The sequence below is a fragment of the Planktothrix tepida PCC 9214 genome (assembly GCF_900009145.1).
Lineage (GTDB): Bacteria > Cyanobacteriota > Cyanobacteriia > Cyanobacteriales > Microcoleaceae > Planktothrix > Planktothrix tepida.
In genome coordinates this window covers 1255844-1272021 of sequence record NZ_LN889782.1, presented here as the reverse complement: position 1 = coordinate 1272021, position 16178 = coordinate 1255844, and the positions used below count along the sequence as shown (strand labels likewise).

Genomic DNA, 16178 nt, shown 5'->3' with positions numbered 1-16178 from the left:
TCTACGTGGGTTAATGGCGCGTTATTTCATATTACATTGTTAAGACTAATTTTCCTTTCATTCCTCCCGCTTCTAATTGTTGATGAGCTTCGGCTGCTTCTGCTAAAGGAAAAGTTTGATTCACAACAATTTTTAACTTCCCTTCATCCATTAACCGAGCGCATTGTTGTAATATTTTTGTTTGATCCAATTGATCATCCATGCGAGATTGTAACATTGGCGTTAACATTAATTCTAAACTAATGCGTAAATTTTTTAACCGAGCATCCTTGAAGCTTCCAAACTTCGGATCAGGTTCTAAAATGGTGACTAAATCCCCATAATTTTTAATCGCAAAAACCGTTTGATAAAACACCTCTTTACCAACGGTATCAAAAGCTAAATCAACTCCTTCTCCCTGCGTCCATTCTAACACGTTTTCAACAAAATCTGTTTGTTTATAATTAATAACAAAATCAGCCCCTAATTGTTTCACAAAATCTATATTTTCATCAGAACCAACGGTTGTTGCTACCTCTGCTCCTTGTAATTTTGCTAATTGAATAGCCACATGACCCACACCGCCAGCACCTGCATGAATTAATACTTTTTGTCCTGGTTGTAATCGTCCTCGATCATACAACGCTTCCCAAGCGGTAATTAAAACTAAAGGAGATGCAGCCGCTTCAATAAAACTCAAACTTTGGGGTTTAAGCGTTGCAAACTTTTCATCAACAACGATTAATTCTGCATAATTTCCAGACTGTTCACCTAGTCCCCCCTGACAAAAATAAACCGCATCTCCGACTTGAAATTTTTCGACCTCAGAACCCACAGCCTCGATAATTCCCGCCCCATCACAGCCTAAAATTGAGGGCATTTGATCCGGGTAAAAAGTCCCCCGACTGCGTAATTTTGTATCAATGGGATTAATTCCCGCCGCTTTTAAACGAACTAAAATTTCGGTTTCAGATTGAATTTTAGGATCGGGTACGTCTTGAAGTTGTAAAACATTCGGTTCCCCAACTTCGGTCATGATAATAGCTTTCATAAATCAGTTATCAGTTATCAGTTATCAGTCAACATTGATTAGCTAATAATAATCAGTCAACCGTCAATAGTCAACCGGAATCCGTGATCATTTTTGAAGAAGCTTAAGTTAACAGTTTAAAACTATTAACTGTTAACTCTTTCACTGATAACTGATAACTGATGACTGTATTACATCGTCAAAGATTGAACATCGGTTTCAATTAATTTTGCCAAACTTTGCAGGAATGCGGCTGCATCTGCCCCATAAATAATGCGATGATCACAAGTAATATTAACTTGCATTTGGCGTTTAACAGCCATTGAACCATCGGCAGAAACCACTAATTGGGGACGAGACGCACCCACCGCCAAAATTGAACCTTGACCTTGAGGGAGAATGGCATCAAAGCGATCTACACCAAACATTCCTAAATTAGACAGAGTGAAGGTGCCACTGCTGTATTCATCCGGTTGTAACTGTTTTGCCCTAGACCGTTCGACTAAATCTTGCCAAGTGCGAGACAAGGAATAAATATCAACTTGATCGGCATTTTTTAACACCGGAGTAATTAAACCGCCATCGGGCATTGCCACAGCGATCGCAATATTAATACCCTGATGATATTGAATCCCATTTTCGACATAACTGGCATTGACAATCGGATGTTTTTGTAACGCCAGTGCCACCGCTTTTGCTAATAGTGCGGTCATGGTGACGCCTTTGGATTTCAGTTGTTTATAAAGCTGATCCAAAGCATCCGTTGTGATGGTATATCCCACCCGGAACACCGGAACCGATAAACTCGCCGTCATATTTCTGACAACGGCATTTTGCAGGGTGTTCATNTAAGCCATTCATAATTTTTATTGTTATAATCAAGTAGTGTATATCATTATATCATGCTCTTGATAATGATTTAGGACTGCTATAATTGCTGATCTTTATCCAAAGCCAAAATGTCACAAATCTCTCCATTTACTTTGTATTGGCGTTTTAATGGAGTAAGCTCCAACAGATTCCTCAAATTATCCCAAACAAAATCTTCTAATACTTTTTCGTTTCCAAAACTCCACTTATTTCCCCCTTTCTTGAGTAGGGTGTTAATTTCTGGAGGACGGATAGATTTACCATTTTGTGAACGTTGTCTTGATTGTTTGAGAAGTTTTTCTCTATGAGCTTTTGCCTCTGCTAAAATTTCATCTGCTTTTAAAATTCGGCTGAATGGGCATCCCATATTAATACAAAAATGTAATTAACTATAATCATGATTTTATTATATTGGTATCACTTGTTGATGCGATCGCTATTTTGTTAAGTAAGAATCTCAAAAAATACCTGACTCACCCATCAACTCAATGTTATGAAAACATGACATTTAATTACCCCGTGTGTCCACATCCCAGTGATATAATTAAAAATTGGCTTTTTATAGACCTAACCCCCCTTCTCAACCTTAGAAGTGGGATTTTGTAGTGACTCAAATCTCTTATCGGTAGCAACCTGTAGCGTCTACCCTATTCTAACTAAAATGACAGATTCAATTCGTTTCCTGATGTGTCCTCCAGACCACTATGATGTGGACTATGTAATTAATCCTTGGATGGAGGGCAATATCCACAAATCCTCCTTTGATCGAGCCAGAGAACAGTGGCAAAGTTTGTACCATCTTATCAAAGAAAACGCCATTGTTGACTTAGTAACCCCCGCAAAAGGTTGGCCGGATATGGTATTTACCGCCAACGCTGGGTTAGTGCTCGATAAAACCGTCGTTCTTAGTCGTTTTTATCATAAAGAACGTCAAGGGGAAGAACCCTATTTTAAAATTTGGTTTGAAAGTCAAGGATTTACCGTTCACGAACTTCCAAAAGACCTCCCCTTTGAAGGTGCTGGAGATGCTTTATTTGACCGAGAAGGACGTTATTTATGGGCAGGATATGGCTTCCGGTCTGAACTTGATTCTCATCCCCTAATTGCAGAATGGCTGGATATTGAAGTTCTATCTCTGCGGTTAATGGATGAACGGTTTTATCACCTGGATACCTGTTTTTGTCCGTTAACAGGTGGGTATTTAATGTATTATCCTCCTGCCTTTGATTCCTATTCAAATCGCTTAATTGAATTGCGAGTTCCCCCAGAAAAACGGATTATTGTTGAAGAACCCGACGCCGTTAACTTTGCTTGTAATACCGTCAATATTAATCAGATGGTGATTATGAATAAAGCCAGCGATAACTTAAAAGCTCGACTGCAAGAAGCTGGTTTTACCGTCCTTGAAACTCCCTTAACAGAGTTTTTAAAAGCAGGGGGAGCCGCCAAATGTTTAACCCTGCGGGTGACAGAACCGATTATTATTGATCGTCACGCTGTCATCAATATTGAAAGCCGCACCGTCCTGATGGAAGGACATTTATTAGATGCTGGCTTAATTAACCGCGCCTTAGATTTAGTCGTGGAAGGCGGCGGAAGTTTCCAAGTCCTAAACTTTAACTTAGGAGAACAACGACAAAGCACCTCGAAAGCAGAGATTAAAATATCTGCTCCTTCCCATGAGGTGATGGAAGAAATTATTAGCCAATTAATTGATATTGGCGTTGTTTCCCTGGACGAAGATCAACGCGATGCTCGCTTACAACCCGTCGAACAAGATGGTGTTGGCCCCGATGATTTCTATGTGTCCACCATTTATCCGACTGAAGTTCGGGTAGATGGACAATGGCTAACGGTTCAAAATCAACGCATGGACGGTGCGATCGCCATTTCCGAAACCCCCAACGGTCTTGTCGCTCAATGTAAGATTCTACGGGACTTAAAACTCGGTGAACGAGTGGTGGTAGATGTCGTCGGTCTGCGGACGATCCGCAAAACTGAATCCCGTGAACCCCGCAATGGCCCTCAAGAATTCAGCTTTATGTCTGCTGGAGTATCCAGTGAACGCCGCGTTGAGTTAATTGTCGAACAAGTGGCTTGGGAACTGCGCCAAATTCGCGATCGCGGCGGTAAAGTTGTGGTGACGGCTGGCCCGGTTGTGATTCATACCGGAGGGGCTCAACATTTATCCCATCTGATCCGCCAAGGCTATGTGCAGGCGTTATTAGGGGGAAATGCGATCGCCGTTCACGATATGGAACAATCGATCATGGGAACCTCCCTCGGTGTGGATATGAAACAAGGTGTCGCTGTTAAAGGAGGTCATCGTCATCACCTTAAGGTGATTAATAGTGTTCGTCGTTGCGGAAGTATTGCCGCCGCCGTTGAACAGGGAGTCGTCAAGAGTGGAATTATGTACGAATGTGTGAAAAATAATATTCCCTTCTCCTTAGCGGGTTCGATTCGGGATGATGGCCCCTTACCGGATACGCAAATGGACTTAATTAAAGCTCAAGAGCATTATGCGGAACTGTTACGGGGTGCAGATATGATTCTGATGCTATCCTCAATGTTACATTCCATTGGGGTTGGCAATATGACGCCTTCCGGGGTGAAGATGGTGTGTGTGGATATTAACCCGGCGGTTGTGACCAAACTCAGCGATCGCGGTTCTGTAGAGTCTATTGGCGTTGTTACCGACGTCGGACTGTTCCTGAGTTTGTTAGTGAATCAATTAGACAAATTAACCAGTAAATACGGCGTCGTACAAGTTGGTTAATTGAGAAACCGGGTTTCTGCGTTAAGCTTTGCTATTAATAGAAAGATTGATTAAGAAACCCGGTTTCTGGTTTCTGACCCCCATATTGCTTTACAGTAAATTTTCTATCCAACAAAGATAGGGGGATAGAACATCTCTAGCAATAGAATTATAAAACCTTTCATCTGCTGTTACCATCTGGCATTGATTCATAACAGCTAAGGAGAGATAAACGCAATCATAAACAGCTTGGTCAACTCTAACAGCAATTTCTAAAGCCGTTGGCATTAAAGACTGTGAGGGATAGATTTGTAAATCCCCTGTCATCAGAACAGTTAAATCAGTTTGAGCGAGTTCTAAAGTTGTTTCTCCGTCGGACTCGTTTCCATAAAATGTTACCAATTTCCGAAAAAAAGAAATCAGGCACTAATAATTCATAGGCATCATCCAAGAGACGCTGGGCAATTTCAGAATGAATCTCAGGCAAGACCCATTTGATAGCGACATTGGCATCAACAACGAATTTACTCAACGATTTCTATCCTCTCTTAGGAATGAAAAACCAATAAGGTGACTAATTGAGAAATAGTTTACAGTGGATCAAGGTTTCCAGGGTTTAGTTGTGCAAGTTATTTATTTTTCATTCCTTAGCAATTCTACACTATCACTAAAGGTCTGATTGCCATGTTTTTGACGTGCTGTTGCAAGTTGGGAGCGAAAATTAGCCCTTGTAGAAACTTGAGAGGTTATTTCTGCTTCCACTGTTCGAGCGAGAATAGCTTTGATTTCATCCTCTAAACTGCGGTTATGCTTTTGCGCTAGACTCTGGATTTTTTCAAAAATAACAGGGTTAAGATTATTGAGAATAATCGAATTCATATTGTTTACAAAAACGGTTAATCTCTATTTTAGACGCAGAATTAAGATTTACCAAGGTTTGGGGTGTGGAGATGTTTTTTGCGATCGCATTTTAAATCTACATCATGATCGAACATAGGAAATCCGGTTCCTGAACCCCACCAGCACCTCCTAGAAACCGGGTTTCTACCTTAACCTTTGCTACTAACAGAAAGATTATTTAAGAAACCCGGTTTCTGACCCCCAGCATTTGCTAGAAACCGGGTTTCTGTCTTAACCTTTGTTGCTAATAGAAAGATGGCATAAGAAACCCGGTTTCTGAACCACCAGAAATATTACATTGGGAATTCTCTACATTCTTTTTAAATTAAACTTCAACATATTCAGATATTGACGTAGGTTCAGGGATGGGTAAGCCTTCGATTTCTAATCCTTCCAGATGAAAAATAATTGCTTCTTTAATTTCTTTTTCAACTTCTTCTATTGTGTAACCTGTTGCAACACATCCCGGCAAATCTGGAACATAAGCACAATAGTTACTTTCAGCTTTTTCAATGATAATGGCATAACGTTTCATTGAGTAATTTCTCTATCTTTTACTTTCATCTTAATTCCTATTGACCGTTCCCTTTTATATCGAAAATTGGGTCAAACAGAACCCCAAAAACTCGACTTGATAAAGGGCTGAAATTGTTAGAGATTACAGCTTACAGTTCTTGACGTGAGAGAAGCAACGCAAGAACACCACCCTTACCTCCGCCCCAACCAGACGTAAATACACGAGGGAGGTGGCCTACGGGAGCTTGGAATGAAAAGGTTAGATGATCATAGTTCATCCAACTACTGTTCTTTCTCCATCCAACGCGATCGCCTAACTTTTTCTCTGTCTCATAGTCAACCTTACCCCCAACTTCTAGCCAGATTTCCTGCTGGATACTGAAACCAAAGCGACCGTTACTATATTTGACCCATAACTGATCAATAGTGCGTAAATCCTCACATGGGAAATTATTAATATCTTCACGGATTAACCATAGTTCCTGTGTTCTTCCTGCTACTTCTAACATTTTATTGGCTGTTTCTCGATCAGCTTCTTTCCACTTTCCGGCTTTCAAAAGTTGTTCTAATTGATCATAATTAACCCCTTTAGCTGACTTTAATTCGATATTGAGTTGGGGTGTTGGTTGGGGTGTTTGTAAGGATGTTGGTTTAACAGTTAATTGTAAAGCATCCAAAACTTCTTGAGCCGTTTGAAACCGTTTTTTTGTTCCCTGTTGCAACAATTTATCTAATACTTGACCTAAGCGATCGCTCACTTTAACCGTTAAATAATCTCGCCACACCCAGTCACTTTCACTCACATCAAATAAATCAAACGGTTCAATATTGGTTAATAAATGAATACAAGTCACCCCTAAACTATATAAATCACTGGCAAAAGTCGGTTTTCCTACCGCTTGTTCCGGTGCGACATATCCCGCAGAACCAATCACCGTTCCTGTCACTGCTAACGCTGTTCTAGTGGCTGCTTTGGCGGCTCCAAAATCCACTAAAACGAATTTATGATCACTCTTTCTTCTAATAATATTTTCCGGTTTAATATCCCGATGAATCACCTGTTGTTGATGAATAAAGGTTAAAATAGGTAAGACATTTTCTAATAATTTAATAATTTTATCTTCTGAAAAAGCTCCTGTTTCAGACAATTCTTGATTTAAGTTTTGTCCTTCAATATATTCTTGAACCAGATATTGACGGTGATCTTGACTAAAATAGGCGAATAATTCAGGAATTTGGGGATGTTTGCCTAACTGTTCTAATTGTATCGCTTCTCGTTTAAACAGTTCCTCAGCTTTTTCTTGATTATTCGTTCCTTGTGCTTGAGGAAAAAACTGTTTAATTACACAATAGGGTTGAGACGGTTTATCTTCATCCACCGCTTGAAACGTTCTGCCAAATCCCCCTTGTCCTAATATTTTTAACCCTCGATATCGTTCTTTTAAAAGTAACTTAGATCCACATTTTTGACAAAAATTAGTCGTTTTTGGGTTAGAGTGCAGGCAATCAGGGTTAAGACATTGACTCATGGTAAAGTCTGGGAATGATGAGATCTTAACTCAATCATAACAGTAAATTGTTCAGCTTGTACACACCTCCAAGAAACCGGGTTTCTGCATTAACCTTTGCTATTAACAGAAAGATAACATAAGAAACCCGGTTTCTGACCCCCTAAATTGGGTCAATTAAGTGGTAATAAAATGCACCCAAAAATCTCCATCAGGCATACAAACTCGACGGATTAAAGGGTAGGAATACCGCAAATAAGCCCCACTTAAATCGGTACGATATCCTGATGAAAACCATTCTCCATAGGGGTCATGTACCAGTAAGCCTTGTTCGTCATAACCCACCACGGGCATAACGTGACCAAAGGAGGTAAAATACCCATGAATCACCGCAGGTTTGCCATCGGCTAACCAATCTTGTAATTCCTCCATTGTCGCCCGTTCTGCAAAGTAATCTTTTGCCCCATAATCTTTAACAATTTTAGCTAAATCATAGGGGCTCCAGCGACTATAACCTTTTTGTAAGGCATATTCATAAAGTTCATCTTCAAATTGACCGCCACTGGTACGCCGACGAATTCCTAAATATTGCAAACACATAGCAATAGAAGTGACGTTACAGGAACCTGTGGGATTATAATAGTTATCCAATTGAGAACGATAGGGAAAGTTAGCCAGTTTGATACTTTGAGGACGAGGTTTAGGACAAACTAAATTTTTCCCTTGATAAATTTCGGCGTGTTGATCAAAGACATACCAAACAGATTGTTCTCCAAATTCATCAGCCCGAAATGCGACTCGAATATGACCCCGTAAAGGTTCGTAGGCGAGGAGTTTAAATTCTTGACCTGCTTTAACTCCTTGCTTTTCTGCATCACTCAGTTGAGAGGAAGCAACAGGTCTAAGTTTTAAAATAGTTTCTTTTGTAATTTTAAGAATGAGAACATCAGTAGAAATGTCTTCTCGCTTGGTTTCAATTAATTTTTTGGCGGTTTTTAATCCTAAAAATCCCGGTTCTCCGCATTCCATTAAGGTTTGAAATCGATGGAGAGCCGCTGTTGATTTAGGGCCAAATTTGCCATCTGCTGGAGGATCAAGCAAAGTCAAATTAATTAATATAACTTGAATTTGACGAGTTAATTCCTCATCAGTTGAGATCGCTTTAATATCATAACGTTGTTCTGTTCCTAGGATGTCTTGTAATTTCATATTCAGTAATTGATGCTATAAATTTAGACTGTGAGAAAAACAAATGACGATGGCAATAACTCGACCGAGGTTACAGGGGGTTAGACTACTCCTGACTTGATAAAAATTTCAGACGTTAATGATTATTCTGTAGATTAGCATAATTGGGTACTCCTCTACAAAAATTAACAATTCTCAAAGAAGATCCAGATTCCCCAGAAGGAAAGGTTTCAGGGTTGACAGTTCGTGATTGACAACTCACTGATCTTTTGTGGAAATATAGGTTGAAATCAGGATAAAACCGAAATTCTACCGCTCTTGTAAAGCGTTAAGAAACTCATTCATCTGTCATGACAAACGGGTGATCACCCCTGATGGGAGTGATCTCCTAGGGGTAATTCCCAGTCGATGATTTGAACAATCAGGATTAAATTAATCATTGAGTTTTAAGCTTTGAATTTTAGGTTCAGGAACACCCCACCCTTTCAGAATGGTATAGGCGATAATTTGATGACCTGCAATATTAGGATGAATCCCATCACGAGTTAATAGATTTTGTCCCTGTCCCCCATAACGCTGATAGGTAATAATCACATGACGAAAGGGAAAATTTAAGTCAATAAATTGACAGCGATATTGCAAAGCGACTTCCCGCATTACAGCAATATATTCTGCAATTCGTTGATTTTCTCGACTGCTGAGATCTTCATAAATAATGGTGGGGGATAGCAATAAAACAGGAATTCCTTTAGCGGTTGCAACCTGTACCATTGCCGTTAAATTTTGGCGATATTCTTGAGGTGTAGGAATATTCGGTCTGGCTGGTGTTGGAGTTTGGAAACTTTGCAAGACATCATTAACTCCAATATTAATGGTAATCAAATCGGGTTTTTGATCTAAAACATCTCGTTTAAATCGTTCCGACAGTTGGGTTGAAGTATTACCAGAAATCCCAGAACTAATTATTTCAACGGGTTGTTGAGGATACAAAAAATTTAAATAGCGTTGTAGCAACCAGACATAACCGCCATATTGTCCTCCACTTTGGGTAATACTATCCCCAACAACCACAATTCGATGTTTATTGCGTAGCACTTCCGGTTGGGGTTCAATGACGGGTTGCGGTGGGCGAGGGGTTGAGGGGGAAGTTGGCTTTTGGGGGGGCGCAGCTTCGATGCGTACCGATGGCGATGTAGAATACCATCCTAAACAACCAATCGTGATTGCAACAAGACACTGCACTACAACTGTCTGAACCTGTTTCATCTTGGAGGTGTATTGATTATGGGAAACGACAGCAACGGTGATTTTGCTGTATTAAAATCCCACATATTTTAACCAGAAATGGAAGATTAACCAAGATTAATGACTCACGGCTTGGAACAATTGTAAAGTCAAGCTTGTTCTCCACCTAGATTAAAACAAGTTAGTTAAAGGAATTGTTGGCTTTTCTTTGACATTCAGTAATCCCGTGTTACCCTAAATAGTATGCGATCGCTTCATTTTGAGTTGAATATGTTAAACTCAGGACAAATTATCCAAGACCGCTATCAACTACAATCCCAATGTGGACGTACCGCCACCGGACGTCAAACTTGGCTGGCAATAGATCGGCAAACTCAAGAAAAAGTCATTATCAAGCTGTTAGCCTTTAGTCCGCAAATGGCGTGGGAAGAATTAAAACTGTTTGAACGAGAAGCGCAGGTTTTACAAGCTTTAAATCATCCTCGAATTCCTCATTATCGAGATTATTTTTCCCTCGATCAAAGTGTTGGGGGGGGTTTACCTTGGTTTGGATTAGTCCAAGATTATATTCCCGGTTCATCGTTACAAGATTTATTAGATCAAGGACATCGGTTTACGGAATCTCAAGTTAAAAAAATTGCTAAGGATATCTTAAAAATCTTAATTTATTTGCATGAATTAAGTCCTCCGGTTTTACATCGAGATATTAAACCGAGTAATTTAATTTTAGATGATTCAGAACAAATTTATTTAGTCGATTTTGGAGCCGTACAAGCCCAAGCCAGTGTTACAGGCGTAACGTTTACTGTTGTCGGAACCAGTGGTTATGCACCCTTAGAACAATTTTGGGGTCGGGCGGTAGCCGCATCGGATTTATATGCGTTAGGAGCCACATTAATTCATTTATTAACGAATACTTTCCCGGCGGATTTACCTCAAAAAGAGGCTCGAATTCACTTCCAAGATCGAATTAGTTTAAATCCGAATTTTGTTCACTGGATTGAACAAATAACCGAAATTTCTTTAGAAAAACGCTTACAAACCTCACGGGAAGCTTTAGAGTTGTTAAAAGCGGGCAAAATTCGTCCGCAAAAGAATCAAAATATGACTCCCCAACGGGCTTTAATTAAAAAACTGAATCAACCGTTTTATAGTACGATTAATGTTGATTACACCCCAGAGCATTTAAAGATTTACTTACCGCCTAAAGGATTTGGAAAACTATTTAACCTGGAAATCGGGTGTTCTCATTTGCTCATCCTTTATTTCGGTTTTGGTTTCTTCTTATCAATTTGTATACCGATGTTTTTGAGTAATCCCCTGTTATTTTGGTTTTTGTGTTCACTCCTATTTGTTTCTGGCTTCCTGTGGATATTCTTTTTAACTGATGAAAAAACCTGGGTTGAATTTGATCACACCCAGTTTAGAATCCTGCGAAAATCCAGGGGAATTCAATATCGTTTATTATCAGCCTCTCTATCCGATATTATTGGCGTTTTTATGGAGAAAAAGCGATCTAAATATGAGATTGTCATTCGCACCACATCCCAAACCTATCGCATTGGTGAAATGTTTGTGGCGGAGGAATGCGCGTGGTTAACCCAAAAAATTCAAGATTGGCTCTATCCTCATTAAATTCATGGGTTGATTAACGGAGAGGGAGGGATTCGAACCCTCGGTACGGAGTTACCTGCCGTACAACAGATTAGCAATCTGCCGCTTTCGACCGCTCAGCCACCTCTCCAGGAGCGACAATTAAATATACTAACAGATCATTTTGGGTCTGTCTAGGGGTTTAGAAAAAAATGTGGGTTCGGGGTCGTGAGGGAACACCCCCCCTTGTAGAGAACAAACCAAGGTGTATGATTCAGCATAGACCAACGAACCCTTTTTAGCGTCTTCTCAAGCTCTGCCATGAACAGACAAGAACTTTTAGATCGGTATCAAGCGGGAGAGCGCAATTTTACCTATATTAACTTAAGTGGGGCAAATTTAAGTGGTGTCAATTTGCAAGAGATTGACCTCACGGGCGCGAACCTAACAGGCGTAAACCTCAGTTGGGCGGTGTTAAACCAAGCTCAGTTAGTGGGGGCGTGTTTTCGTCGGGCTGATTTACGCAATGCGGTATTAACGCGCAGTAATTTCAATCAAAGTAATTTGAGTGGTGCTAATCTCACTAAAGCAGATTTGCGATTTGCAACCTTGAAACAAGCAGATTTGAATTGGGCGATTTTGACAGAAGCGGATTTAAGTAATACGGATTTAACGGGTGCAAAATTAGATCAAATTAATTTAGAGCAAGCCAAATTAAATCATGCTTTATTAATGGGTGCAGAATTAATGGAGGCGAATTTAACTCGTGCGAGTTTAATTGCTGCGAATTTAACGGGAACGAATTTGCGAGAATCAAGATTAATTGGTGCAAATTTAAAAGATGCTATTCTCACTCAAGCCAATTTAACCGAAGCTGACTTAAATGGGTCTACGTTACGCTCGGCGAATTTAACCGGAGCCGATATGCACCGAGTGATTTTAACCGGGGCTGATTTAACAGAAGCCATTCTCGATAGTGCGGATTTAAGCCGAGGAAATTTAACCGGTGCTTATTTATTAAAAGCTAGTTTTAAGAAAGCGTATTTATTACGGACAAATTTAGAAGAAGTTTATCTTTTATGGGCAAATTTAAGCGAGGCTAATTTAAGAGGAGCCAACCTACGCAAGGCAGATTTAAGCGGGTCTTATTTAAGCGATACTATTTTAAGTGAAGCCGATTTACGCGATGCTTTATTAATTGAAAGCCATTTAATTAGAACCAATTTAGAAGGCGCTAAATTAACCGGGTGTTGTATTCATAATTGGGAAAAATTAGACGTTGAATTGACTAAGGTAGAGTGTGATTATGTCTATACTCAATTTGATTATACCAGTAAAAAACCCAAAAATCGTTATCCGAGTGATCGAGATTTTTTACCGGGAGAATTAGCCAATGAACCTTCGGAAGATAGCCATTTAATTACAGTAGAATTTATGGAATATCCGAATTGGGAAGCCTTAGTTTATACGTTAGTTAAAGTTGAACAGGAAAGTTATGAACTACAATTAATGATTCAAGGCTTTGAATCCCAACCTGATCAGTTTTTCTTGCAAGTAAAAGCTAATCATTTAGTGAATACGAAATTGTTAGCCGAACAAATTTTAACGTCCTATCTATCGATGAAAAAGAATATTTTACAGAAGCGATCTGATATTTTGGGACTCTTAAATTTAGAAATTCCTATTTTTAATGCCTCCCTAGATTTGCAAGAGATTCCTGAACCTGCCTTACCTCCTCCCCCAGTAGCCGAACATCATAACCATCAAGCTTTATCTCAAGAAATTTCTCGTCAAATTCAATCGATTTTGCGATCGCAAGAACCTGAAAAATTTGTCGTTAGCGTGCAAAGATTATTAGATTTTTTAACTAAAAATGGGGTAGAACTCGAAGAAATTCAACATCAAGTGATTATTCAAGGAATTGTTCAACGTGCACAACAGGAACCTTTGTTTAAAGAAAATCTATTTCGTTGGGAACAAACTGCAAATCCATCGGAACGGGTTTCATTGATGGGGGAATTAGTTCGATTTGCGATCGCACTTTTATGGGAAAAATAAATAGCTGATTTTTCAGGGGTGAATTCTTGTTTAGTGTCTAATACTACCACCACCAACGGGATGTCCAGAAGCGATCGCCTAAAAGCCAAGCTAAAACGCCACAGAGGAGTCCACCGATTACAAAAGCCATCAGAAAAGATTGAGGAAACCGCAACGCAGACAAAAATCCACCAATAATAAAACCACAGCCAAATCGAGCAATAAAAGTAATCCAATCAAATTTTGGAGGTGATGTCATAAGGGTTTTAATAAAAACGACATATTTTTACCCGCTTTTGGGGAATAGGACGCTTCACCCCCATTTACTGATAAAATCAGGGTCAAAGTGTCCTAGTAAACCCGAAAATTTTAATATTCCGTTATAAAGATGCTCTTCTTCATGTCTTTGTGGTTCCCTATTATTTACCGCCGTAATAAAATAGGATTTCTTTATCTTTTAACCCTTGAAATCCCGCATCAATTAAGAGTTGATTCAGTTCATCTTGAGCAATATGTTTAGCCCCAATGCGAACAATTCGAGACCGCATCGTATTGCTAACACCACTGCGTTGACGTCCGGCTTCTAATCCCATTACTTTATTGTAGAGATCCAGTTTCAGGGGAGGAATCGGTGTACCATCAAAATCAATTCCTTTAGCGATCGCCACATCAATTGCATCTGCGCCTGTCGTTGTATTAGCTTCCGAAGACATAAGATAATTCCGATTTCATCTTTTAACCCTTCTATTCTACCCTAATCCGGTTTAACGATACATTTGAGTTTCTAAATCTTTGATGACTCGTTGCTTATCTGGTTGTCCTTTTAAAAGTTTTAACAGTCCTAAACCTTGATGAATGGGTTTATTATTCGCAGGTTCAGCCAAACCACTCACCCCATCTATCTCATCCATAATTGTACGATAAAATGCTGCGCCAAATAAATGATGAATGGGTTTTTCATCTTCTCCAAAGGAACCCACCGCCATCCAATTATTTCCGATTGCTGTAGACTGATTTCCGGTTTCAGAAACCGCCGGAATTCCCAATTTAATTTTATCAGGGGTTGACCCTTGTGCGACTTGAGCAATCGCCACCCTAGCCGTCATTTCTACTAAAGGAACTGCACCTTTAATCATTACATTTCCTGATAATAATCCTAATCCTCCTCGCGACACAGAATTATAAGATTTTTCTGCTAATCGTTCAATTTTAACTTCAGCAATATCAATCTGTTGAATCCCCGTTGCGGGATAATCTTGAGTATTTTCCAAGATAGATTTTAGGGTGGCTTGAATGATTTTAAAGCCTTCTAAATAGTCATCACTATCAAACTCATTCTTTAAGGGGGAATCCGGTTTACGAATTAATTGATAAATCACTTTCCCAATCGCTGGAATTTCAGCCTTCATCATCCATTCATCTAAGGCAACTAAGGTTAACACATCGATAACATTTTGCCCTTCTCGAAGTTGAATATAGGTTTTAGCGTATCTTTTTTGATCAGACTCTGATAACTGGGATTGATTATAAATGGCATTAATAATCAGAATATCCAAGGCTAAAACCCTGGAGGTTACACTAGCGCGTAAATAGTATTTTTTTAAGTCTGCTTTCAAGGATGAATTGAGAATAATCGCATCAATTTTTGTTAACGCCTCTAAATCAGGAACCGCTTCCCCAGAACGAACATACTGATAGGTTCCTTTTAATCGCATTCTCTCATCTAAATCTAAATTCGATGTTTCTAATGCCTTTTCTAAGCACTGTTCTAAACCCAAAGACCGGGAATGATGACTAGCAATAATATAGCGTTGACCCATATCCGAATAAAGTTTAGAGGTCAGAACTAAATAATCTAATAAATCTAAAGCGGTAAAATCTTGAGTAGCTTGCACATTATTTAGACGGTTATAAGCTTCTAAACACCTAATTTTAGTTTGTTCATACAACGGAACTTGATTCATTAAACGATTGATCTGCCGATCTAAATTGACTTCAGAATTATAAAAGGTATGCAGCACCAAAAACGCATCATTACCTTGGACTCCACATCCTTTCATTCGTAAATTAGCGCCTTCTGTGCGGTTGGGAGGAATTCTAACGGTATAGGTTTTTCCACTTTTTAAGGTAACGGTTTGATTGCCTCCTTGATAAGCCGTTTGATAGGAAATAAAAATATGATAAAGTTCATCTAAGCTCCAATCCGGTGCATTAGGATTCGGGTTTAACGGTTCTTCTGATTCTGAACCCAAATGATCCACCCAATCTTGACCTTTTTTCCACGTCGATTCTACAGAATGGGCTGCCGTCTCTCTAATGGTTTTTCCCGCTTCCGTCGCTTTATGGCTAATCGTTTCTCCTAGATTTGATACGGACTGTTTGGCGGCTTCTGTGGCTTTTTCCGTTAAAGATTTACTGGTATTTGCTGCGGTTTGACTTACACTGTCTTTCAAACCCCCTGCTTTTTGAGTGATAGAATTCCATAAGGATTTATTTTTGCGATCGCTCATCGATTTACTCCCTCTTCAACGGCCTGAAAACCATGATATAGCAG

15 protein-coding genes, 1 tRNA gene and 1 pseudogene are annotated in these 16178 nt (G+C 39.5%); 3 read left to right on the top strand and 14 right to left on the bottom strand.

The genetic code is table 11. From position 1 onward, the window contains the following. Positions 1 to 31: 31 nt before the first annotated feature. The 3 genes and pseudogenes from PL9214_RS08565 to PL9214_RS08555 all read right to left on the bottom strand — a co-directional run bounded on the left by PL9214_RS08565 (position 32) and on the right by PL9214_RS08555 (position 2246). Positions 32 to 1030, bottom strand: coding sequence for a zinc-dependent alcohol dehydrogenase family protein (locus PL9214_RS08565; RefSeq protein WP_072718334.1), 999 nt, complete (start codon positions 1028 to 1030; stop codon positions 32 to 34). A 170-nt stretch (positions 1031 to 1200) separates the two neighbouring features. Continuing rightward, positions 1201 to 1857, bottom strand: a pseudogene (locus tag PL9214_RS08560) (dihydrolipoamide acetyltransferase family protein); the annotation flags it as partial. Positions 1858 to 1937: 80 nt separating this feature from the next. Further along, complete coding sequence (locus PL9214_RS08555; protein WP_072718333.1) at positions 1938 to 2246, bottom strand: hypothetical protein; 309 nt, start codon at positions 2244 to 2246, stop codon at positions 1938 to 1940. 294 nt (positions 2247 to 2540) lie between these two features. Here PL9214_RS08555 and argZ point away from each other — a divergent pair, with 294 nt between their 5' ends. Next, positions 2541 to 4658, top strand: coding sequence for a bifunctional arginine dihydrolase/ornithine cyclodeaminase (gene argZ, locus PL9214_RS08550; RefSeq protein WP_072718332.1), 2118 nt, complete (start codon positions 2541 to 2543; stop codon positions 4656 to 4658). A gap of 90 nt (positions 4659 to 4748) precedes the next feature. On the opposite strand, the gene PL9214_RS08545 is transcribed toward argZ, so the two are convergent. The 7 genes from PL9214_RS08545 to PL9214_RS08520 all read right to left on the bottom strand — a co-directional run bounded on the left by PL9214_RS08545 (position 4749) and on the right by PL9214_RS08520 (position 10015). Beyond that, a complete protein-coding gene (locus tag PL9214_RS08545; protein WP_245824198.1) occupies positions 4749 to 5039 on the bottom strand; it encodes a type II toxin-antitoxin system VapC family toxin in 291 nt (96 codons plus the stop codon). Next, positions 4978 to 5124, bottom strand: coding sequence for a type II toxin-antitoxin system VapC family toxin (locus PL9214_RS32240; protein WP_245824222.1), 147 nt, complete (start codon positions 5122 to 5124; stop codon positions 4978 to 4980). The genes PL9214_RS08545 and PL9214_RS32240 overlap by 62 nt, the downstream gene beginning before the upstream one ends. 146 nt (positions 5125 to 5270) lie before the next feature. Continuing rightward, on the bottom strand, positions 5271 to 5516 hold the full coding sequence (locus PL9214_RS08540) for a hypothetical protein (protein WP_072718331.1): 246 nt from the start codon (positions 5514 to 5516) through the stop codon (positions 5271 to 5273). 346 nt (positions 5517 to 5862) lie between these two features. Further along, positions 5863 to 6072, bottom strand: a complete 210-nt coding sequence (locus tag PL9214_RS08535) for a type II toxin-antitoxin system HicB family antitoxin (RefSeq protein ID WP_072718330.1) — start codon at positions 6070 to 6072, stop codon at positions 5863 to 5865. 130 nt (positions 6073 to 6202) lie between these two features. Then, entirely contained in the window at positions 6203 to 7582 is a 1380-nt protein-coding gene (locus PL9214_RS08530; protein ID WP_083579924.1) for a serine/threonine-protein kinase, read from the bottom strand. A gap of 156 nt (positions 7583 to 7738) precedes the next feature. Next, positions 7739 to 8770, bottom strand: a complete 1032-nt coding sequence (locus PL9214_RS08525) for a C39 family peptidase (protein ID WP_072718329.1) — start codon at positions 8768 to 8770, stop codon at positions 7739 to 7741. A gap of 411 nt (positions 8771 to 9181) precedes the next feature. After that, positions 9182 to 10015 carry an SGNH/GDSL hydrolase family protein gene (locus tag PL9214_RS08520; RefSeq protein ID WP_083579923.1) on the bottom strand — a complete coding sequence of 278 codons (834 nt, stop codon included), beginning with the start codon at positions 10013 to 10015 and terminating at the stop codon, positions 9182 to 9184. 249 nt (positions 10016 to 10264) lie between these two features. On the opposite strand from PL9214_RS08520, the gene PL9214_RS08515 reads away from it, so the two are divergent. After that, a complete protein-coding gene (locus tag PL9214_RS08515) occupies positions 10265 to 11629 on the top strand; it encodes a serine/threonine protein kinase (RefSeq protein ID WP_072718328.1) in 1365 nt (454 codons plus the stop codon). Between the two features lie 17 nt (positions 11630 to 11646). Here PL9214_RS08515 and PL9214_RS08510 read toward each other — a convergent pair. Then, positions 11647 to 11738 (bottom strand) — tRNA-Ser (locus PL9214_RS08510). A 170-nt stretch (positions 11739 to 11908) separates the two neighbouring features. Between PL9214_RS08510 and PL9214_RS08505 the strand changes: the two genes are divergently transcribed. Continuing rightward, positions 11909 to 13645 carry a pentapeptide repeat-containing protein gene (locus tag PL9214_RS08505; RefSeq protein WP_072718327.1) on the top strand — a complete coding sequence of 579 codons (1737 nt, stop codon included), beginning with the start codon at positions 11909 to 11911 and terminating at the stop codon, positions 13643 to 13645. A 43-nt stretch (positions 13646 to 13688) separates the two neighbouring features. Here PL9214_RS08505 and PL9214_RS08500 read toward each other — a convergent pair whose 3' ends face one another. The 3 genes from PL9214_RS08500 to PL9214_RS08490 all read right to left on the bottom strand — a co-directional run bounded on the left by PL9214_RS08500 (position 13689) and on the right by PL9214_RS08490 (position 16134). Next, a complete protein-coding gene (locus tag PL9214_RS08500; protein WP_072718326.1) occupies positions 13689 to 13883 on the bottom strand; it encodes a hypothetical protein in 195 nt (64 codons plus the stop codon). 160 nt (positions 13884 to 14043) lie between these two features. Then, positions 14044 to 14337, bottom strand: a complete 294-nt coding sequence (locus PL9214_RS08495; protein ID WP_072718325.1) for a small RNA NsiR4-regulated ssr1528 family protein — start codon at positions 14335 to 14337, stop codon at positions 14044 to 14046. A 51-nt stretch (positions 14338 to 14388) separates the two neighbouring features. Further along, positions 14389 to 16134 (bottom strand): hypothetical protein, encoded by a 1746-nt coding sequence (locus tag PL9214_RS08490; protein WP_072718324.1) that lies wholly within the window; start codon positions 16132 to 16134, stop codon positions 14389 to 14391. Positions 16135 to 16178: the final 44 nt, after the last annotated feature.